Source organism: Halobiforma lacisalsi AJ5, assembly GCF_000226975.2.
In the GTDB taxonomy this organism is placed as follows: domain Archaea; phylum Halobacteriota; class Halobacteria; order Halobacteriales; family Natrialbaceae; genus Natronobacterium; species Natronobacterium lacisalsi.
In genome coordinates this window covers 1,118,475-1,137,789 of the sequence record NZ_CP019285.1, presented here as the reverse complement: position 1 = coordinate 1,137,789, position 19,315 = coordinate 1,118,475, and the positions used below count along the sequence as shown (strand labels likewise).

The window sequence follows — 19,315 nt, the reverse complement described above, 5'->3', positions numbered from 1 at the left end:
TCAGGCGACGCCCGGTACAGCGATGAAGAAGCCGTATGCCAGGAGCGTCGACATCGAGGGACCGATGATCCACATCGAGACGTACTTGACGATCGCTCGAGGATTGAAGAGGTCGTCTCCGCGGAGCACCTCGTCGGACTCCGGCTGACCGATCCTGGGGGCGTTCTCGCCGACCTTTTCCTCGGAGACGATGGCCCCCAGTTCGATCTCGGTGGTACCCACGTCGCGGGTGACCGCCTCGCGGACCGTCACGGGGCGGGTCGCCCGGCCCCAGCCGATGCCGACGATCGTCATCACCGTCGCCATCACGAGGCTGATCGGGATGCCGGCCCACGAGAGGATCGTCGTGATCGTCGAGGCGGTGATCATGACGAAAAGCGCCGCGAGCAGCGGGATGTCGCTCAGTTCGCCGCCGACGGAGTCCATCGTCCGGCGGGCGATGGTGAACCCGCCGAGGCCGATCGCGAGCGTGGCGACGATGATCGCGGTGTCCGCTCCCAGCCCGTCGACGGTGCCGACCAGCGGCGCGGCGGCGTTGGGCACGTTGCTCGCACCGGCGCTGAAGGCCATGTAACAGCCGATAACGAAGACGGCGATCGTGGTCGCGAGTTCCTGTCGGGTCGTGTTCGGCCCGAGCGCGGGCGTCGGGAGCGGGCCCCGTCGCTCGAGTCGAAGCAGGGGGCCGTCGGACTTCTCGATGTCGACCCGTCGGTTGACCCAGGGGTAGATGTAGCGACCGATCAGCACGCCGATCCAGAGGCCGATGATCGGCGTGACGATCCACCACGAGATGATCCCCGCGACCGTCTCGTAGTTGAGGGTGCCCGTGGCCAGCCCCAACCCGGCGATCGCACCAACGGTCGTCATCGACGTCGGGACGGGGACGCCGAAGATATTGGCGACGAGCATTCCCAGTCCGATGAAAAAGAGGACGGCGACGCCAGCCGTCAGCGTGAGGTCGATCGTGATGATCCCCTCGCTGAGCGTCTCCATCACGTTCCGGCCGACGGTCCACCCACCGAAGAAGACGAAAAAGGTCATCACCGCCGCGGCGGTTGTCTTCGTGACGATTCCCGCACCGACCGAGGGACCCCACGTGATTCCCGTCGAGGAGCCGCCGATGTTGAACCCGACGAAAATCGAAGCGGCGACGCCGACCAACAACACAGTCTCGACCATCGACGGATGGTATACCGTCGTTCGTAAAGAAACATGGGAATCAGGTACACTATCAGTCCGAGAGGAACGCGATGCCGGTCGCCCGCACCCACGTCGGCGGGCGCTCGTCGACGACAGGGGGACCGATCCCGGGTCTGGAAACGTCTCGAGTACGTACTCGAGGGCCGTTCGCCCGTTCGGAGCCGTCCCTGTGAACGGGGACGTCGTCGACCCGAAAGACGCGAATGAGTTGCCGGCGTCGTGCGGATCGCGCTGCGGTTTACCGACGTTAACCGATCACGTGTGCGGGCGCGCCGTAGCTATCGTTCTCGTCCAGCAGTCCGTATCAGAGCCCGAAGATCGGCACTAACTGGAACGTGAGGTACGCGCCGACCGTCGCGATGGCCGGGACAACGTTCTGCATGAGGACGACGCGGGCCGTCGTCGCCGGATCGAAGAGGTCCGACGCTTTCGGGATCCGTTCGGGTTCCGCCTCCTCGCCGATCGGCGGGAGTTCCTCGCCCTCCCGGTCGTCTGACAGCGCACCGACCGAAACCGGCGCCGACTCCTCGCCGCGGACGGCGTCGCCGACCGTCACCGGCCGGGTCGCTCGACCCCAGCCGAGGCCGATGATGCTCATCGTCGCGATGATGACGAAACTCGCGGGGATACCGATCACGGAGAGGAAGATGACCAGCGTGGCGCTGACCGTCGCGGTGATGATCGCCGCCGTCAGCGGGAGTTCGGTGAGTTCGTTGCCCATCGTCTCGAGGGTCCGGCGAGCGATCGTGAACGTCCCGATGCCGACCGCGAAACAACCGATGATGATCGCGGGATTCATCTCGAGTTCGCCGCTGCCGACCAGCGGCGCGACCGCGTTCGCGATGTTCGAGGTGCCCGAACTGTAGGCCATCAGACAGCCGATCACGATCACCATCACCACGCCGCCGGCTTCGCGAACGTTCGTGGTGTCGGACAGGGTCGGCGTCGGAACGGTGCCGGAGCGATCGACCTCGAAAAGCGGACCCTCGCTTCGTTCCATCGCGATCCGCCGATTGAGCGAGGCGTAGAAGTACCGGCCGATGATCAGCGAGACCCAGAAGCCGATAAACGGCGAGACGATCCACCAGATCGCGATCTCGCCCATGACCGCCCAGTTGAGTTCGCCGGCCGCGAGGCCCAGCCCCGCGATCGACCCGACCGCCGTCATCGACGTCGACGCGGGCACGCCGAAGAAGTTCCCGATGAACAGCGCGACCCCGATGAAAAAGAGAACGCCGACGCTCGACTCGAGCGTGAAGACGCCGGGATCGGTGACGAGTTCCCGGCCGAGGGTGTCGACGACCCGGCGGCCGATCGTCCACGCGCCGACGAAGAAGAACACCGTCATCAACCCGCCGGCCAGGGTCTTCGAGATCGCGTCGGCACCGACGGCGGGCCCGAACGCGGGGCCGGTCGTCGCACCGCCGATGTTGTAGCCGACGAAGACGGCGACGAGGATTCCGATGAGAAGCAGCGTCGTAGTCATCCGTGGAGGGGTGAGGTACGCCGGTGTTCGTGCTGTCCGACGGCAGGCGGCTTTACCGCTCCCGCCCGGCGGGTTCGCTTCGTCGACTCGCCCCCGGGGTGCTCCCCGGCGTCGCCTCGCGTCGGCCGGGACGGTCGAGTCGCGGTCGTTCGGCCCCCCGCGGGACGCCGATCCAGGGCAGGGGCCGGTCGCCCGCTCGATCGCGGGCCCAACGGCGACCCTCGAACGCTGCCGGTTTCACCGGTCGGACGTTTCTTCCGTCTCATCTGTCCCCGTTTCCTCGAGTAGGTCCTCGATCTCCTCTTCGCGCGGCCGCCGATCGATCCGCTGATCGACGGTCTCGATCTGTTCTTGCACCGCGTCGACCTGTTCGCCGACCGTCTTTTCTACCGCCTCCTCGACCGCGCGACTCATCCACTCCGGATCGAACCGGGCCATCTTCCAGCCGACGTGTAACGCGTACGAAATCAGCACGCCCAGTCCGAACGCGAGTCCGACCAGCGTTCCGACAGAGACGATCAGGAGGATCGAGACGAAAATCAGGACGCCGTAACCGAGGTCGACGATCGCATCGACGCGACGCGGGTTCATCGTTCGGTCATCCCTCCGATGTGATCTCGATCGCGGAGGCCGCTTCGGGTTCGATCGATCCCCCACACATGACGCAGTGTCAGTTCATCGTGCCGCGTAAAATCAGTTTGGGACGCTGACGTCACTGTCTTCCCGCGATGTAGGTCATCGCTCGGACGGGTTCCTCGCAATCTCTCGCCGGTCGGCGGCCCAGTGATTCGACGAGAGGAGTCGTCGACTCCCATCGGGCGGCCGTGCCGCCACGACGTGAAACCGTTCCTCGAGCGAACCCCGTTCAAACGCCCCAGAAGAACGCGATCCCGAGCACGGTCACGACCGATAGCAACAACTGCAGCGGCGCGCCGATCCGGAAGTAGTCGCCGAACCGGTAGCCGCCGGGACCGTAGACGAACAGGTTCGTCTGGTAGCCGATCGGCCCCAGGAACGCGGTGCTCGCCGCGAACGTCACCGCCAGCACGAACGCGAAGGGATTCGCACCGATCCCAGACGCGGCGGCCGCCGCGACAGGAACCAGGAGGACGACGCTCGCGTTGTTGCTGATGACCTCCGTAAGCAGCCCGGTCATGATGTAGAACAGCCACAGCACGACCAGCGTCGGCAGGAACCCCGCCGTCGAGACGACGAGCCACGCGATGTAGGTCGCCGCGCCCGACCCCTCGAGGGCGATTCCGAGCGGGATCACGCCTGCAAGCAGGAAAATGACGTCCCACTCGACGGCGTCGTACAGTTCGTTCGGGTGGAGCACGCCGGTGACGACCATCGCGACCACGCCCGCAAGCGCCGACAGCATGATCGGATAGAGCTCAAGCGCTGCGACGGCCACGACGCCGATCATGATGGCGACGGCGATCGGCGCCTTGTCGGCGCGGTACTCGGGCCGGGGCGGTTCCCGGGCGACGATCACGTCGTCGCGCCGGGAGAGCCGATCCAGTGCGTCGGGCGGGGCCTGGACGAGCAGGGTGTCGCCGACCTCGAGTCGCCGGCCGACGATCCGGTCGGTGACGAGTTCGCCGCGGTGGCGGAGACCGAGGACGGCGGCGCCGAACTCCTCGCGGAAGCGCTCGAGATCGAGGCGTTCGCCGACGAGTCGGGAGTCGAGCGAGACGACCAGTTCGGTGACGATACCGTCCTGGTCGCCGTTCCTTCCGGGGCTGCCGCCGTTCGAAAGCTCCGATGCGGCGGTCAGCCGGCCGACGAGTTCGGCACCGGGAACGTCCTCGAGAGCCTCGATCGCGTCCCGGTCGGTCCGGACGACGAGTACGTCCCCCTCCCGGAGGCGGGTCTTGCGTCGGGGTGCGACCGAGCGGTCGTCGTCCCGAACCACCTGGACGATGTCGATGTCCGGCCCGAACGCGTCCGTGGCCTCGCCGACGGTTTCACCGACGAGCGGGGAGCCGGGGACCACCGCGACGTCGGCGACGTAGTCCCCGAGGTCGTACTCCTCGAGGTAGTTCGCCCGGGCGGGAACCCGCTCGGGCAGGAGGTAGTGACCGACGAAGATCAGGTACAGCGAGCCGACGACCACGACGACGATTCCCAGTTGCGTGAACTCGAACATCGAGAACGCGCCGAGTTCGGGGTACTCGTCGCCAAGGCGTGCGCTGATGTCGCTCGCGAGCAGGTTCGTCGACGTGCCGATCAGGGTCAGCATGCCGCCGACCTGGGAAGCGTACGACAGCGGGATGAGGAGCTTCGAGGGCGAGGTGTTGCCCCGGTGTGCGACGTCGGTGACGACGGGGACGAGCAGGGCGACGACCGGCGTGTTGTTGAGAAAGCCGGAGACGGGGCTGGTTACGACCGTCGTCGCGAACAGCTGTTTCCGGACGCTGTCGCCGGCGTAAGACGCCATGCGGCGGCCGAGTTCCTGGACGAGCCCCGTCCGGGCGACCCCGCCGCTCAGGATCAACATCGCGAGCACCGTGATCGTCGCCTCGTTCGAGAAGCCCGAGACGCCGGTCGCCGGATCGACGCCGGTCCAGGGCTCGAGCACGACGAGGACGACGATCAGCAGGATCGCGGTGACGTCGATCGGGAGCCGCTCGGTGAGAAACAGGAGCACGGCGACGAGGACGACGCCGAAGACGACCAGGGCGTCGGTCGTCAGTTCCGGCCGTGTGGCCGCTTCCTGAGCCAGGACAGCACGAACCGCCATCGACTCGTTCGACACTGGCGGGATATGTAATAATTCCCTACGAAAGTCGAACAGTGTCGAACCGATGGCGGTTCCGGGATCGTCGCCTTTACTCGCGTCGCCCGCGCCCACTCGAGTATGAGTCAGGAAGATCCGGGTTCGGATGTGGACGTGGACGCGGACACGGACACGGGCATCGGCGAGGAGTTCGACGTCATCCCCGCTGTCGACGTGAAATCGGGGGAAGTCGTCCAGCTCGTCCAGGGCGAACGCGGCACCGAGAAGACGTACGGCGATCCGGTCGAGGCCGCCCGGCGGTGGGTCGACGCGGGCGCGGAAACGCTACATCTCATCGATCTGGACGGCGCGTTCGAGGGCGAACGCGAGAACGCCGACGCCATCGACGCGGTCGTCGACGCCGTCGACGTCCCGGTACAACTGGGCGGAGGCATCCGAACCGCCGCGGACGCCGTCGACCTCCTCGAGCGCGGCGTCGATCGGGTCATTCTGGGTACCGCGGCGGTCGAGAACCCCGAGATCGTCGCCGAGATCAGCGACGATCACCCCGGAAGCGTCGTCGTCAGCCTCGACGCGAAGGAGGGCGAGGTCGTCGTCGAGGGCTGGACCGAAGGCGCGGGGATCTCGCCGGTCGAGGCCGCCGAACGCTACGAGGACCTCGGAGCCGCGGCGATCCTCTTTACCAACGTCGACGTCGAGGGGAAACTCGAGGGCGTCGCGACCGAACCCGTCCGGGAACTGGTCGAGGCGACCGACGTACCGGTGATCGCCAGCGGCGGCGTCGCGACCTTAGAGGACGTGCGGGCGCTCGAGGACGCGGGCGCTGCCGCCGTCGTCGTCGGGAGCGCGCTGTACGAGGGGGCGTTTACGCTCGAGGAGGCGCGGGCCGCGCTCGAGGAATAGACGCGACGGGCCGCCGCCCTCGTCGGAGACGAACGCCTTCTTACGCCCGTAGCTCGTACCCGCGGTCGTGCACCCGCGAGATCGCGACCGATTCGTCCTCGCCGCGGTCGTCTTCGCCGTGCTCTTCTCACAGCTGTTGCTGTATCCGGGGATCGCGACGCTCGTCGACGCGCTGGGGGCCGACGCGACGACCTCGCCGTTCGCCGAGACCGCGCTCGACGCGAGCATGTGGTTCCTCGTCGCCGAGTTCGGCGCGTACGTCGCCTTCGTGGGCGTCTGGGGGGCGGCGAGCGACGTGGTCGGGAGACGGACGCCGTTCATCGTCGCCGGGGCCGTCGCCGGTGCGGCCGGCTACGCGACGCTCGCGGCCGTTCCGACGGTCGGGTCGATTCCCTTCGAGGGCGTCCTCCTGTTGCGGGTCCTCCAGGGGGCGACGACCATCGGCGCGTTCTCGCTGACGATGACCATGCTGATGGATCTGGGCGGCGGCCACGGCCGAAACATGGGCGCGGCCGGGATCGCCATCGGCCTCGGGGCCGCACTGGGGGCGCCGGTCGGCGGGCAGTTGACGGAACTGCACGCGCTGGCGCCGCTTGTCGCCGCCGCGACGCTGCTGCTCTGTGTCGGCGCGCTCGTGACCGTCGTCGAGGACCGCTCCCCGGACCGTCGCCGTAGCGCCCGGGCGCTGCTCGAGGGCGTGCGCCGGCGGCCGACGCTGTCGATCCCCTACGCGTTCGGCTTCGTCGACAGAATGACCGCCGGCTTCTTCGCACTGGTCGGGACGCTGTACTTCCAGGAGACGTTCGGGCTCGGTGCCGGAGCGACCGGCCTGTTGCTCGCGTGTTTCTTCGCGCCGTTCGCCCTGCTGCAGTACCCGATGGGGGCGCTCTCGGATCGGATCGGGCGAACGATCCCGATCGTCGTCGGCTCGCTGTGTTACGGGCTCGGCATCCTCGCCGTCGGCTCGGCACCGACCGTGGGGATCGCGGCCGTCGCGATGATCATCGTCGGCGTTCTCGGCGCCCTGGTCTCGCCGGCGACGATGGCGCTCGTGACCGACCTCGCCGACGAAGCCGAGCGCGGGGTCGCGATGGCCGGGTTCAACCTCGCGGGGAGCCTCGGCTTCCTCGGCGGGTTCCTCGTCGGCGGCACCGTCGCCGGCAGCTACGGCTACGGCCTCGCCTTCCTCGCCGTCGGCGGCCTCGAGATCGCGATCGCGATCGTCGCAGTTCCCGCCTTCCTCCGGCTGTCCCTCGAGAGGGCAACAGGTGGCCGGAATCCGAAGACCGGTTCCTGAGCCGATCGGTTCCGCGCCCGATAACTCGGTTACGTACTGCTATTGTCGTCTCGGTTGACATCCAATGCGCATTCGTGGCGAAACGAGGGGTAAACTGTGGTATGAGTGCGCATGTCGACGTACAGATGGAGGGTGGCAATTTTTATGTATTCGCCCCTAACAGCAGAGCGATGACACGAGACAACGCGATTTCGCGCCGAACGGCGATGAAGATGACCGGTGCGGCCGCCGCGACCGCGCTCGTCGCTGGCTGTAGCGACGACGAGGGTGGCAACGGCGGCGACGACGACGACGGAAGCAACGACGACGGCGGTTCCGACGGGTACGAGATCGAGTCCGGTACGATGATCGAGCTCAACGCCCAGACCGCCGGCTGGGAGGGCATCGCGCCCAGCGACATCGAGGGCGAAGAGAACCCGACGCTGGTCCTGCAGGAGGGCGAGGACTACGAGATCGGCTGGCCCAACGAGTCCGACGGCTCCACCCACAACATCGAGATCCGCGACGACGGCGGCGACGTCGTCGACGACCTCTCGACCGAAGAGGACAACGAGCCCAGCGAGGACCAGGTCCTCGAGTTCACGGCCAGCAGCGAGATGGCCAGCTACGTCTGCAACCCCCACGAGACCACGATGATCGGGGATCTCGTCGTCGAATAACGCCGGACATCGACCCGTTCTTTGCGGCTTTTTCGCCCGCCCCCGAAATCGCGTGAGCTACCGGTCCGTCGGTGATCGCGTCGTCTCCGCTCCCGTTGTGGCGGTTTTCGGACTCGAGTCGGTCGCAGCGGCCGCGGTCGACGGTCCGCCGTCGCAGCTACTGTCGCCATCACAACTCCCATACCCTCTCGCCGCGCAGTTGAACGTATCAGGTGGTTTGTGTGACCGACAAACGCGAGTACACGGGCGACTACCCCGACAAGAAGTTGTACATACCCGGCCCAACCGAAGTCCGCGAGGACGTCATCGAGGAGATGAGCCAGCCGATGTTCGGCCACCGGATGGACCGGATGACCGACCTCTACACGACCATCGTCGAGGACACGAAGGAGTTCCTCGGCACCGACAACGACGTGATCGTGCTGACCGGGTCGGGTACCGAATTCTGGGAAGCGTCGACGCTCAACCTCGTCGAGGAAAACATCCTCGTCCCGACCTGCGGGAGCTTCAGCGAGCGCCACGCCAACGTGGCCGAGCGACTGGGCAAGGACGTCGACCGGCTCGAGTACGACTGGGGCCAGGCGATCAAGCCCGAGGACATCCGCGAGGCCCTCGAAACCAGCGACAAGCACTACGACGTCGTCGCGACCGTCATGAACGAGTCCTCGACCGGCGTCCGGAACCCGATCGAGGAGATCGGCGACGTCGTCGCCGAGTACCCCGACACGTACTTCGTCGTCGACGCGGTGTCGTCGCTCGGCGGGGACTACGTCGATATCGACGAGCACAACATCGACGTCATCTTCGCCTCGAGCCAGAAGGCGTTCGCCATGCCGCCGGGGCTGGCGATCTGCGTCGTCAGCGACGAGGCCTACGAACGCGAACTCGAGAAGGAGTCGGCGTCGTGGTACGGCGGCTTCCAGCGGTGTCTCGACTACTACGACCGGAAGGGACAGACCCACTCGACGCCCGCGATCCCGATCATGCTGGCCTACCGCAAGCAGATGAAATACATGCTCGAGGAGGGCCACGAAGCGCGTGACGAACGCCACCGCGAGATGGCCGAGTACACGCGCGAGTGGGCCCGCGAGCACTTCGACACCTTCCCCGAGGAAGGGTACGAGTCCCAGACCGTGAGCTGCATCGAGAACACGCAGGGAATCGACGTCGCCGAGACCATCGAAGCCGTCTCCGAACAGTACGACTACGTCTTCTCGAACGGGTACGGCTCCGAACTCGGCGAGAAGACGTTCCGTATCGGTCACATGGGCGAACACGACCTCGAGTCGATCAAGGCGCTGACCGACGCTATCGAGGACGTCGCCGGGCTCTGATCGGTCGGCTGTACGCTTCGTCCACTCGTTCGAGCTTCCTTCTCGACGTTCCGTGGGGAACTGGTCGGCCGTATCGTCGCACTGACCGTCTTTCCCGCTCGACCTGCGCGAGCGACTCGAGCACACGTTCGGCTACCGATCTCGAGGAGGTCGGCATCGTCGTCGCCACCGAGTGACGATGCCATCCGCGACGAAACGATCGGCAACTGTATCGAATTATATAATCAATTCGTTATATTGAGAATAGATGACATGGTAATAGTTACGTGGTTCGATGGAGCCTCTCGAAGAGGATTTAGTCCATGGTCTATGTTACCGCGTACCTATTCTTACCAGAGATGTGAAATGTTTTTATAGCCCGATACCGTATTTCGAATCGAGACAGGTAGCTCCCCGTCGCGGGGCGCCACTCAGCACCCATGAGACAGCAACCACGCACCCCACGGACCAGCATCGTCAGCGAACCACCCTCGGCGTCGGCGACGATCGGCGGCGGATTCGCGTTCGTCGCGCTCGTCATCGCCCTGCTCTGGGCGGTCAGTTACCCCGTCCTGGCGGCCTCTATCGTCCTGGTCGGCGCGGCGGCGGTCGGTGTCGTCCGCACCGGCGGACGCGCCCTCGCGCGGCGGCTCCACGGGCGGATCACCGAACTCTCGATTCCGGGCGTTGCGACCGTCCGGATCAGCGTCTCCCCGAACTGATCGCGGTCGACGACCGCGGTCGTTCGTCTCCATCCATTCCATCCATCTCCTGCCGTTTTCAGTACGTCACAGCGACCAGCGAACCGCTCGAGCACTCGCGACGGAGTCGAGAAATCGACGACGCCAGCGCTGCTGAACTCGGGAAGACGATGAACGGTGAAAACGGAGTTCGATCGGGAGTCGTTACTGGATGTGGCCTTCTTCCCGGAGCTGGTCGGCCTCGCTCTTCTCGTAGCGCCAGGTGATGTCGGCCTTCTCGTCCTGCCAGTCCCAGGGCTCGACGAGGACGACGTCGTCCTCACGGATCCAGATTCGCTTTTGCATCTTGCCGGGAATGCGCGCGGTGCGTTCTTTCCCGTCGGCACAGCGTACTTTGACCCGATTCGCCCCGAGCATGTCGGTAACGGTCGCGAACACCTCGTCGTCGTCCGGCATTCGGAGGTTCTTCCGACCGTCGTTACCGTCCTCGCTCATGGCCCGGGGTTCGCGTTCGAACGGTTTAACCCTTTATCGATTTCGCCGGGCGAATCGCCGGCCGTCGCTGGCAAACGCCAACTCGCTCTCCCGCTCGAGATCGAGAGTCGACGGAGACGGCCGACGAACGCCCGGAGGCGACCGCCAACACCGAGTCCCGGACTTTCGGCAGGCTCGCCGATTCCGGACGGAAGCCGGGAAACCACGCCGTTTATTTCCCTGCCCTGACCACTCGAGCGTATGCTGGACAAGCTCGGTCCGTTCGGACTCGTCGGTATCCTGGTGTTGCTGGCCGGAATCGGACTCATCGCGTACGCGAACTACGTGATCGCCGCCGGCATCGCGCTCGTACTGGTCGGCCTCGGACTGGTCGTGAAGTCGCTGGTCTCGAGCGTGCTCCAGAGCTTCGGGATGATGTAGCGCCCCCGCGACCCGTTTTGCTGCTCCGACGCCTCGATTCCGCGGCCTGGCAGTTCTCCGTCAGATATCGAACGTCAGCGCGAAGTTCGCGAACTTGGCCGCCGTCGCCGCCGTGGTCATCAGTTCGACGATGTCCGCGTCCGTGTAACCGAGTCGTTTCAGCTCGTCGAACTCTTCCTCGGTCACGTCGGCCGGCGATTGGACGCTTTTGACGCCGAACTCGATCGCCACGCGCTCTGCCTCCGGGAGTTCGTCCTTTCGGTTCTCGAAGTCCGCGGCCACGTTGAACCGCTCCGGATCCAGCTCCTCGAGTTCGGCACTGGTCGTGTGCCACGCGATGCAGATCGACGCGCCACGCTCGTGGGCGACGACCGCCCCGAGCAGTTCCTTGAACCCGCGGCTCAGTTCTCCGTCGGCGAACACCTGTCCCTCCTCGGCCCACCAGATCTTGAACGTCTCGGGGTGGTGTGCGAGGACGCCCGTGAAGGAGAACCCCCAGTCCTCCTGGCCGTCGTACTTTTCGGGGACCTCCTCGTCCTCGAGCGCGCCGAGGATCGCTTCGGCACGTTCCATGTTCGCCTTCGCGGCTTCCGGTGCGTCCTCGAGGATTTCCTGGACGCGTTCGGGGCTTTTCGGTTCGACGCGCGGGCCGGTCGCGTGCGGGTTGTCGATCGCCATACGACCGTCATTTGGCGGGCATCGACGTAAACCGGGCGTCCGCGGTGGTGGCGGCCGCGATCCGCGACGCTATCGGAGACGGAGATCCGGTCACTACGCCGGCCAGGACGCCACAGCGGCGCTCTCGAGGAGGGAAAGCGAGTACGCGAAAGCTGCAAGTATCGCCGTCCGACTCGACAACGAATGAGGCCCGACGGAACGCCCTCAGACCTCGTTGTCGCCCGCCCGGTGTTCGCTGATCAACTGGTCGACCATCGCCGCCTTCCGGTCGCGACGGCGCTCCTCCGCCCGCTCGTGCCAGTCGTCGATCACCGCCTCGACGTCCTCCTCGCGGGCCACGGCGAGTTCGTCGACCTCCTGCATCGCCACGTCGTCCGCCGGGCCGACCGGGATCTCGGCGTCGAAGAGGATCTCGTCGGCGACGTCGGAGAGCCCGCCGTTCTTCAGGATCACGCGGGGTTCGAAGCCGGCGAGGAGTTCCGCCGTCGACCGACCTGCACCGCTGGCGTCCCGCAGGTAGACCACGTCGCCCGGCGCGATGCCGTACTGGTCGTCGGCCTCGCGGATCGCGCCCTTGGTGAACTTCTCGACGACCTTGACCGGGACCAGCCCCTCCTTCTCGGCGGAGACGTCGCTGAAGTTCGAGTGATCCAGCTTCCAGAGGGCCTTCATCCGGTCGACCTTCTTCTCGAGTTCCTCGACCTTCTCGCGGGCCTCGTCGCGTTCGTACTCGAGGCGCTCGGCTTTTCGCCGGTAGCGGGTCACCTCGCGATTGCGCCGGACCTCCTTGCGCTCCTCGCGGCGGGCCTGGTCGAGTTCGGACTCGAGTTCGTCGATGCGGTCGTCCTTCTCCTCGAGACGGCCCTCGAGAGTCTCGACGTGGGACTGGAGCCGCTCGACCTGCTGCTCGAGGTCCCTGATCCGGCGTTCGTCGGCGGTGAGTTCGCGCGGTTCGTGCTCGGTCGTCTCCTCCTCGCTGCCGTCGTCGTCCTCGAGGTCGGCGAGGACGGCCTCGACGCTCTCCTCGCCGGCAACGACGCGGGCGGTGACCTCGCCGCGGTCGACCCCCGGCGGGAGCTTCGCGGCGATGCGCTCGAACTGGTCCTCGTGGGCGTCGACCGCGTACAGGGCCGCGGCCATCGCGTCGCGCTGGTGGTCGTCGTCGTAGCTGTGGTCGCGGGTCCGGTGTTGCTTCTCGTCGACGGGGAGATCCGTCTCGGGCGTCCACCCCGCGGCGTCGAAGCTCCGCCGGAACTTCTCGACCGTCTCGGGCATCGGCGTCACGTCGGCCGCGACGACGATGGGCCGCCCGCGCTCGACGATCCACTCGATCACCTCGGCGGTGTCGCTGGTTCGGGAACTCCAGACGTCGAGCACCTCGCCCTCGAGGCCGACGATGGCGACTGCCGTCGTCGTCCCGGGATCGATGCCGACGACGACGTGGTCGCGGCGTTTCGCGAGCGGCCGGAACTCGATCCCGTCGCGGCGCCGTCGTTCGATCTCGACGCGAACGTCGCCCGACCGGTTGCGCGAGACCGGGATGTCCTGCGGGCGGGCCTCGACCGTGAACACGGCGTTGGCGAACCCGCCGTAGGCCTCGCGGACCTCCCGCTCGTACTCTAAGTTCGCGTCCTCGAGGTCGGACTCGACCTCGCGGGCCCGCTTTTTTACGGAGCCGTGGATGCGGCGGGTGTAGCGGTCCTCGCTCCAGCCGCCGCTGCCGGTCGAGCGGCCCCGGGCGACCTTGACCTCGGTGGTGTCGGTGAACGCGGAGACCTCGTGGCCGACGTTGTGGGCAGCCAGGCGGGCCGCGGCCTCGGCCTCGCGCATCGGCTCCTTCCCGTAGGGGATCCCGTGGCGCTTGGCGACGCGGGAGAGCGGTTCGGGCTGTTCGGCCCCCGTCACCTGGACGAGTCTGGTCCCCGCGGGCAACGAGCCCAGAAAGTGGATCAGTTCGTCCTTGTCCGCCGCCAGCTCGTACATGTTGTCGGTGGCGACGATCGCCGGCTCCTCGTCGTCGATCAGTCGCCTGAGTTTCCGGTGGGAGACGACGTCCCGGGCGACGTCGTCGCCGTCGTACCGGACCAGGGCGTAGGAAGGGGCGTCGCCCCGCACGTCGCCGCTCTGGACGTCGACACCGAAGACGACTGCATCGAGGGCACTCGTTCGCGTACTCACGGACGAGCCTAGGGGCGAGTCGGCTATAAATCCGGCGCGGGTCCACAACGGAAGCGATCGCCCGGGTCCGACCCCGGCGCTTGCCAGCCCCGAGCGTTTGAGCGGACGCGACGTCGCTCCGATATGGGGGGCGTCTACAGCTGTCGGTCCTGTAACGCCCATTTCAAGGCGACCCGGCGACAGTGTTCCGTCTGTGGGACGGCCGGGATGGAGACCGACCGGGAGACGTGTGTGAGTTGTGGGACGACCCTCGCTGATTCTCCGGTCCAGCAGTGTCCGCGCTGTGGCTCGAGCGACGTCGAACTGATCGCCAGGGAGTGATCCCAGTTCGGTCGAACGACGAATTACCCTTCGCCCGTCGTTACGAACCGCACCTGGACCGCGACCCGCTCGTCCGCGTGCTGGTTGATGTTCGTATCCAGCGTCGAGATCAACTCCTCGTCGTACACCCCCGGCGGGCCGCCGACCTCGATCACGACGACGTCGATCTGCTCGGTGGCGTCGAGCGACGCATCGAGCGGTGCGCCGCCGCTGCGTACTTCCACAGTCAACTCGAGCAGCGTCGCCTCGTCGTGTTCGGCAAGGACGGCTTCGGCCTCCTGGGTCGCCGTCTCCTCGAACGAGGAGATCTGGTAGGACGTGTAGGTGACTCCGGCCAGGAACATCGACAGCAGCACGATGACGGTGACGAAGACGGCGATCTGTTTGACGAACTGTCGTTGTGCCGTCGAGATCTCGAACCAACTTCCGGGACGGTAGCCCAGATACCGCAGCGTCACCAGCCCCGCGAGGTTCACGCCCAGCAGGTTCACCAGCACGAGGACCGTCGACCCCAGCGCCGCGACCGGCAACCCCCACGCGAGGGCGATGCCGGCAGCGGCCATCGGCGGCACCAGCGCGGCCGCGATCATCACGCCGACGATCGCGATCGAGAACCCCGTCGCGAGACTGAGTACGCCCGCCGCACCGGCCCCCAGCGCGACGGGAAGCAGGAGTAGCTCGGGGGCGATCCGTTCTGACACCTCGTCGATCTCGGTGATCTCGATCCCCGGCGGCACGAGCAGTGTCGACTGGATCAGCCAGGCGACGACGGCCGCAGCGGCGATGCCGCCGGCGACGCCCACGAACTGATAGCGCATCCCCGTCGCGAACACGTCCCGGTCGTTGACGACCGTGCCGATCGAGGTGCTCAGCGCCGGCCCGATCAGCGGCGCGATCACCATCGAGCCGACGACGACCGCCGGCGAGTCGAGCAGGAGCCCCACCGTCGCCACGACGGCGCTGATCAGCGTCATCGCCAGGAAGACGCTGAACGCCGGCGTCAGTTCGTTCGCCTGGGTGAGCAACTCCTGGCGGGAGATCTGCTCCTCCTCGACGCTCTCGGTGGCGTACTCTTCCTGGAGTTCGTCGAACTGCCGTGAAGCGACGGTTTCGGCGTCGACGACGACGGTGTAGGACTCCTCCGCGACCCCGACGTTCCGCAGCGAATCGAGGACCGGCTCGACGGCGTTCGTCGGTACCGGAAAGAAGACGACCGCGTCGTAGTCCCGACTGCTCGTCTCGTCGGTCACGACGTAGTCGATCCCCTCCTCGTCCAGCGACTCGAGGACCGCCCGGCGCTTCCCGGTCGGAATCGTGACCTGGATGTGGCGCATCCCGGGCACGTACGATTTCCAGGCGAAAACCGTCTGTGTCGGAAACTGCGGGTTCGTCCGAACGCGACCGAACGGTCGGCCGTCGCCGGAGCCGTCAGTCGTCCTCGTTCCCCGGGAACGGAACCACGAGTTTCTGGCCGTCCTGGGGCACGAGGACCTCGCCGTCGAAGGTCTCGCGGGCCTCCGCGAGGTGGTCGTCGACGCCGCCGGTGTACCGCGAGGAGATGTGAACCAGGGCGAGCCGTTTCGCGCCGGCGCGGCTGGCGATTTCGGCCGCGCCGCGCGCCGTCGAGTGGGCGGTCTCGCCGGCCCGTTCGGCGCGGTCGTCGGCGAACGTGGCGTCGTGGATCAGCAGGTCCGGCTCGTCGGCGACCTCGATCGTTCGGACCGTCGGGCGGGTGTCGCCCGTGTAGACGATCGACCGACCCGGCCGGGGGTCGCCGACGACCTGGTCCGGCTCGACGACGGTGCCGTCCTCGAGTTCGACGGGGTCGCCCTCGTGGAGCCTCGAGAACTTCGGGCCCACCGGCACGCCGAGTTCCTCGGCGCGCTCGCGGTCGAACCGACCCTTGCGGTCGTCCTCGACGAGCGCGTAGCCGACCGAGCGGGTGTCGTGGTCGGTCTCGAACGTCCGGACCTCGAAGTCGTCGGCCCGGTAGGCCACGTCGCCGTCACCGACCTCGCTGATCCGGATGGGGAAATCGGGGCGGTTGCCGAGGGCGTTGACCAGCCCCTTGAGCTGGCGTCGGGTTGCCTGGGGTGTGTGGATCGCAAGCGGCTCCTCGCGGTCGTTGAAGGCCATCGTCTGGAGGAGTCCGGGGATCCCGAAGACGTGATCGCCGTGGAGGTGCGTGACGAACAGATGGGAGACGGAAAAGCCCGTGCCGAACCGCATCATCTGACGCTGGGTTCCCTCGCCGGCGTCGAACAGCAACTCTTCCCCTTCGCGGGAGACGTGGATCCCGCTCGGATTTCGCTCCGTCGTCGGGACGGCCCCGCTGGTACCCAGAAACGTCACGCGTAGTGGCATCGGTACACCTTCGACGGGCCGGGGCTAAACCGGCTTCGATCGCCGGTCATCGGCCGCGTGACACCGGACCCGGTGAACCCGAAAGGCCGGGCGATACAAGCGACGCCGCAGTAAGGTCCGACTATGCGAATTAAGCGCCCGGAACCGCTCGGCATTCTGCGAACGGAGGGGGCGTTTTACGTCGTTGCAGTTCGTACCTGCGGCACCGACAGCGATGGCCGAGTCGGTACCGGCGGCACGGTCGTGCCCCGGCCGACGACGGCGAGCGCGTCGACCGCGACCCAGTCAATGAGCACGAGATCGACTTTCGGAACGGCAAAGCGGATCGTCGCCATCCTGATCGCGATCGCGATCGTCCTCGCCGCGGGGATCGTCGTCGGCCAGGCCCCCGCGATCTTCGGCGTCGAGGAGTCGCCGACGGCGTCGATCACGTTCGAGGATCAGGAGGGGAACGGAACCGTCGTCACGATCGACGAGGTGAGCCTCTCGGACGGCGGATTCGTCGTGATCAGTGACGGCGACGAGACGCTTGCCGTCTCCGATCGCCTCGAGGCCGGCACCCACGAGAACGTGACCGTCGAAAGCGAAGACGGGGAGCTGGTCGGACAGCTCACCGCGACGGTCCACCGGGACACGACCGAGGACGACCGCTACGCCTACGAGGAGACCGACGGCGAGGAGGACCGACCGTACCTCGCCGACGGGTTCCCCGTCAGCGACACGGCGACGGTGACCACTCCCGGCGGGGACGACCCGCTCGCCGAGTCGTTCACCGTCGACTCCCTCGAGGTGCCGACGACGGCGACGACCAACGAGACGATCGAGATCGTCGCCGGGATCGAGAACCCGACCGAGTTCGACGCCCAGCAACGCGTCGAGTTGCGCATAGACGGTCGCGTCCTCGAGTACCAGGTACTCGACCTCTCGGCCGGCGATTCGACGAACGTGACCTTCTCCCTCGAGACAGTCGGCATCGCGCCCGGCGAGCGAACGGTCGGGATCTACACCGACGCCGACGGTGAACTCGAGACGGTCGAGTTCGAGTTCCACACCGACCCATCGGTCTCGATCACCGACGCCGACGAGGACAACGTGACGGCCGACGTCGCGACGCCGGCCGACGGCTTCGTCGGAATCGTCGACGCCGAGGACAACGTCACCGAGGGCGGCGACCTCGTCGTCGAACCCAAGGACGTCCTCGGCACGAGCGAGGCGCTCGGGCCGGGCGAACACGAGAACGTGACGATACCGTTCGACGAGAACGCGACCGTCGCCGAGGACGACGAACTCGCGGCGGTCCTCTACGAGGGCGACCCGAACGACCTCGAGGGGGCGTCGGCGGTCGAACACGACGGCGAGCCGGTGGTGACGCCGTTTACGATCGCCGATGGCGAACTGCCCGCGGAAGCCGTCGGCGAGGACGGGTCGGAGGACGGGATCGGCAACGAGACCGACGACGACACCGTCGAGGTCGAGGCCGAGGCCGGCACAGGCGACGGCGACTCGTAGTCGTAACCGACCGATTCTTACCCGCCCCGTCCCTACCGGCGACCGATGGACGCGCCGCTGTGGACCGACACGTACGCCCCCGAGCTGTCCGAGCTACCGCAGGACGACGCTCGCGAGTACCTCGAGCAGGCCGTCGACGAGCCGATGAACCTCCTCCTGCAGGGGCCACCCGGGAGCGGCAAGACCGCGGCGGCGCGGGCGCTCGCCGAGGAAGCGCACGTCGACCCCGACAACGACCTCGTCGAGATCAACGTCGCCGACTTCTTCGGCCGGACGAAAACGGAGATCAAGAACGATCCCCGGTTCGAACAGTTCCTCGTCGGCCGGTCGTCGATGTCCAAACGCGACATGATCAACCGCGTCCTCAAGGAGTCGGCCAGCTACTCCTCGGTCTCCGGCGAGTACAAGACGATCCTGCTCGACAACGCCGAGGACGTCCGCGAGGACTTCCAGCAGGCCCTGCGCCGGATCATGGAGCAACACCACAGGACGACCCAGTTCGTCATCGCGACCCGCCAGCCGACGAAGCTCATCCCGCCGATCCGGTCGCGGTGTTTCCCCGTCTCCTTCCGCTCGCCGACCAGCGACGAGATCGAGACCGTCCTGACACGGATCCTCGAGGCCGAAGACGTCGAGTACGACGAGGACGGCCTCGAGTTCGTCGCCGGCTACGCCGACGGCAACCTCCGGCAGGCGATCCTCGCGGCCCAGACGACCGTCGAGAACGAGGGCGAGTTGACGATGACGGCGGCCTACGAGACCATCGGCGAGGTCGGCATCGACGACCAGGTCGAGTCGATGCTCGACGACGCCGAGGCCGGCGAATTCACTGACGCCCGATCGACGCTGGACGACCTCCTGATCGACGAGGGGCTCGACGGCGAGGAGGTCCTCGACGCGATCCTCAGGGTCGCCCGCAAGCGATACCAGGGCGAGCGACTCGCGCGGATCCACCGGCTCGCGGGCGACGTCGAATTCGAGATGCACGAGGGAACGAGCGACCGGATTCACGTCTCGCGGCTGCTCGCCGAACTCGGACGGGACGACTGAA

At 66.8% G+C, this 19,315-nt stretch carries 18 protein-coding genes; 9 read left to right on the top strand and 9 right to left on the bottom strand.

Features of this window, described 5'->3' with window-relative positions:
- From CHINAEXTREME_RS05370 to CHINAEXTREME_RS05350, 4 genes are all read right to left on the bottom strand, one after another.
- Complete coding sequence (locus CHINAEXTREME_RS05370; protein ID WP_007141451.1) at positions 1-1,179, bottom strand: inorganic phosphate transporter; 1,179 nt, start codon at positions 1,177-1,179, stop codon at positions 1-3.
- A 325-nt stretch (positions 1,180-1,504) separates the two neighbouring features.
- The gene (locus CHINAEXTREME_RS05365) at positions 1,505-2,686 is read right to left on the bottom strand and encodes an inorganic phosphate transporter (protein WP_007141450.1); all 1,182 of its coding nucleotides are present in this window, start codon (positions 2,684-2,686) and stop codon (positions 1,505-1,507) included.
- A 237-nt stretch (positions 2,687-2,923) separates the two neighbouring features.
- Entirely contained in the window at positions 2,924-3,277 is a 354-nt protein-coding gene (locus CHINAEXTREME_RS05355) for a hypothetical protein (RefSeq protein WP_007141448.1), read from the bottom strand.
- A 274-nt stretch (positions 3,278-3,551) separates the two neighbouring features.
- Positions 3,552-5,429 (bottom strand): SLC13 family permease, encoded by a 1,878-nt coding sequence (locus CHINAEXTREME_RS05350; RefSeq protein ID WP_007141447.1) that lies wholly within the window; start codon positions 5,427-5,429, stop codon positions 3,552-3,554.
- 117 nt (positions 5,430-5,546) lie between these two features.
- Here CHINAEXTREME_RS05350 and hisA point away from each other — a divergent pair, with 117 nt between their 5' ends.
- The 5 genes from hisA (at position 5,547) to CHINAEXTREME_RS05325 (ending at position 10,320) form a co-directional block, all read left to right on the top strand.
- The gene (gene hisA / locus CHINAEXTREME_RS05345; RefSeq protein WP_007141446.1) at positions 5,547-6,329 is read left to right on the top strand and encodes a 1-(5-phosphoribosyl)-5-[(5-phosphoribosylamino)methylideneamino]imidazole-4-carboxamide isomerase; all 783 of its coding nucleotides are present in this window, start codon (positions 5,547-5,549) and stop codon (positions 6,327-6,329) included.
- A gap of 67 nt (positions 6,330-6,396) precedes the next feature.
- Positions 6,397-7,626: an MFS transporter gene (locus CHINAEXTREME_RS05340; RefSeq protein ID WP_007141445.1), complete on the top strand. Its 1,230-nt coding sequence runs from the start codon at positions 6,397-6,399 to the stop codon at positions 7,624-7,626.
- A gap of 170 nt (positions 7,627-7,796) precedes the next feature.
- Complete coding sequence (locus CHINAEXTREME_RS05335) at positions 7,797-8,285, top strand: plastocyanin/azurin family copper-binding protein (protein ID WP_007141444.1); 489 nt, start codon at positions 7,797-7,799, stop codon at positions 8,283-8,285.
- A 221-nt stretch (positions 8,286-8,506) separates the two neighbouring features.
- Entirely contained in the window at positions 8,507-9,619 is a 1,113-nt protein-coding gene (locus CHINAEXTREME_RS05330; protein WP_007141443.1) for a pyridoxal-phosphate-dependent aminotransferase family protein, read from the top strand.
- 419 nt (positions 9,620-10,038) lie between these two features.
- Entirely contained in the window at positions 10,039-10,320 is a 282-nt protein-coding gene (locus CHINAEXTREME_RS05325; protein WP_007141442.1) for a hypothetical protein, read from the top strand.
- A gap of 183 nt (positions 10,321-10,503) precedes the next feature.
- Here the strand turns inward: CHINAEXTREME_RS05325 and eif1A are convergent, their stop codons facing one another.
- On the bottom strand, positions 10,504-10,794 hold the full coding sequence (gene eif1A / locus CHINAEXTREME_RS05320) for a translation initiation factor eIF-1A (RefSeq protein ID WP_007141441.1): 291 nt from the start codon (positions 10,792-10,794) through the stop codon (positions 10,504-10,506).
- A gap of 240 nt (positions 10,795-11,034) precedes the next feature.
- Between eif1A and CHINAEXTREME_RS05315 the strand changes: the two genes are divergently transcribed.
- Positions 11,035-11,214: a DUF7470 family protein gene (locus CHINAEXTREME_RS05315; RefSeq protein ID WP_007141440.1), complete on the top strand. Its 180-nt coding sequence runs from the start codon at positions 11,035-11,037 to the stop codon at positions 11,212-11,214.
- 60 nt (positions 11,215-11,274) lie between these two features.
- Here the strand turns inward: CHINAEXTREME_RS05315 and CHINAEXTREME_RS05310 are convergent, their stop codons facing one another.
- Positions 11,275-11,892 carry a carboxymuconolactone decarboxylase family protein gene (locus CHINAEXTREME_RS05310; RefSeq protein WP_007141439.1) on the bottom strand — a complete coding sequence of 206 codons (618 nt, stop codon included), beginning with the start codon at positions 11,890-11,892 and terminating at the stop codon, positions 11,275-11,277.
- Positions 11,893-12,096: 204 nt separating this feature from the next.
- Positions 12,097-14,070, bottom strand: coding sequence for a DUF460 domain-containing protein (locus tag CHINAEXTREME_RS05305; RefSeq protein ID WP_007141438.1), 1,974 nt, complete (start codon positions 14,068-14,070; stop codon positions 12,097-12,099).
- A 123-nt stretch (positions 14,071-14,193) separates the two neighbouring features.
- Between CHINAEXTREME_RS05305 and CHINAEXTREME_RS05300 the strand changes: the two genes are divergently transcribed.
- The gene (locus CHINAEXTREME_RS05300) at positions 14,194-14,391 is read left to right on the top strand and encodes a hypothetical protein (RefSeq protein WP_007141437.1); all 198 of its coding nucleotides are present in this window, start codon (positions 14,194-14,196) and stop codon (positions 14,389-14,391) included.
- Positions 14,392-14,414: 23 nt separating this feature from the next.
- Here CHINAEXTREME_RS05300 and CHINAEXTREME_RS05295 read toward each other — a convergent pair whose 3' ends face one another.
- Entirely contained in the window at positions 14,415-15,725 is a 1,311-nt protein-coding gene (locus CHINAEXTREME_RS05295; protein ID WP_007141436.1) for a TIGR00341 family protein, read from the bottom strand.
- Positions 15,726-15,819: 94 nt separating this feature from the next.
- Positions 15,820-16,755, bottom strand: a complete 936-nt coding sequence (gene rnz / locus CHINAEXTREME_RS05290) for a ribonuclease Z (RefSeq protein WP_029601411.1) — start codon at positions 16,753-16,755, stop codon at positions 15,820-15,822.
- Between the two features lie 288 nt (positions 16,756-17,043).
- Between rnz and CHINAEXTREME_RS05285 the strand changes: the two genes are divergently transcribed.
- Both CHINAEXTREME_RS05285 and CHINAEXTREME_RS05280 read left to right on the top strand, forming a co-directional pair.
- Positions 17,044-18,264 carry a DUF7282 domain-containing protein gene (locus tag CHINAEXTREME_RS05285; protein WP_238593350.1) on the top strand — a complete coding sequence of 407 codons (1,221 nt, stop codon included), beginning with the start codon at positions 17,044-17,046 and terminating at the stop codon, positions 18,262-18,264.
- Positions 18,265-18,309: 45 nt separating this feature from the next.
- Positions 18,310-19,314 carry an AAA family ATPase gene (locus CHINAEXTREME_RS05280; protein ID WP_007141433.1) on the top strand — a complete coding sequence of 335 codons (1,005 nt, stop codon included), beginning with the start codon at positions 18,310-18,312 and terminating at the stop codon, positions 19,312-19,314.
- The last annotated feature ends 1 nt before the right edge of the window (position 19,315 follow it).

Excerpts from the sequence above, each read along its gene's own strand:
- eif1A (WP_007141441.1), bottom strand. The coding sequence starts at position 10,794 with ATGAGCGAGGACGGTAACGACGGTCGGAAGAACCTCCGAATGCCGGAC.
- CHINAEXTREME_RS05285 (WP_238593350.1), top strand. The coding sequence starts at position 17,044 with ATGAGCACGAGATCGACTTTCGGAACGGCAAAGCGGATCGTCGCCATC.
- CHINAEXTREME_RS05300 (WP_007141437.1), top strand. The coding sequence starts at position 14,194 with ATGGGGGGCGTCTACAGCTGTCGGTCCTGTAACGCCCATTTCAAGGCG.
- CHINAEXTREME_RS05350 (WP_007141447.1), bottom strand. The coding sequence starts at position 5,429 with ATGGCGGTTCGTGCTGTCCTGGCTCAGGAAGCGGCCACACGGCCGGAA.
- CHINAEXTREME_RS05370 (WP_007141451.1), bottom strand. The coding sequence starts at position 1,179 with ATGGTCGAGACTGTGTTGTTGGTCGGCGTCGCCGCTTCGATTTTCGTC.
- rnz (WP_029601411.1), bottom strand. The coding sequence starts at position 16,755 with ATGCCACTACGCGTGACGTTTCTGGGTACCAGCGGGGCCGTCCCGACG.
- hisA (WP_007141446.1), top strand. The coding sequence starts at position 5,547 with ATGAGTCAGGAAGATCCGGGTTCGGATGTGGACGTGGACGCGGACACG.
- CHINAEXTREME_RS05325 (WP_007141442.1), top strand. The coding sequence starts at position 10,039 with ATGAGACAGCAACCACGCACCCCACGGACCAGCATCGTCAGCGAACCA.
- CHINAEXTREME_RS05365 (WP_007141450.1), bottom strand. The coding sequence starts at position 2,686 with ATGACTACGACGCTGCTTCTCATCGGAATCCTCGTCGCCGTCTTCGTC.
- CHINAEXTREME_RS05315 (WP_007141440.1), top strand. The coding sequence starts at position 11,035 with ATGCTGGACAAGCTCGGTCCGTTCGGACTCGTCGGTATCCTGGTGTTG.
- CHINAEXTREME_RS05310 (WP_007141439.1), bottom strand. The coding sequence starts at position 11,892 with ATGGCGATCGACAACCCGCACGCGACCGGCCCGCGCGTCGAACCGAAA.
- CHINAEXTREME_RS05355 (WP_007141448.1), bottom strand. The coding sequence starts at position 3,277 with ATGAACCCGCGTCGCGTCGATGCGATCGTCGACCTCGGTTACGGCGTC.
- CHINAEXTREME_RS05280 (WP_007141433.1), top strand. The coding sequence starts at position 18,310 with ATGGACGCGCCGCTGTGGACCGACACGTACGCCCCCGAGCTGTCCGAG.
- CHINAEXTREME_RS05335 (WP_007141444.1), top strand. The coding sequence starts at position 7,797 with ATGACACGAGACAACGCGATTTCGCGCCGAACGGCGATGAAGATGACC.
- CHINAEXTREME_RS05295 (WP_007141436.1), bottom strand. The coding sequence starts at position 15,725 with ATGCGCCACATCCAGGTCACGATTCCGACCGGGAAGCGCCGGGCGGTC.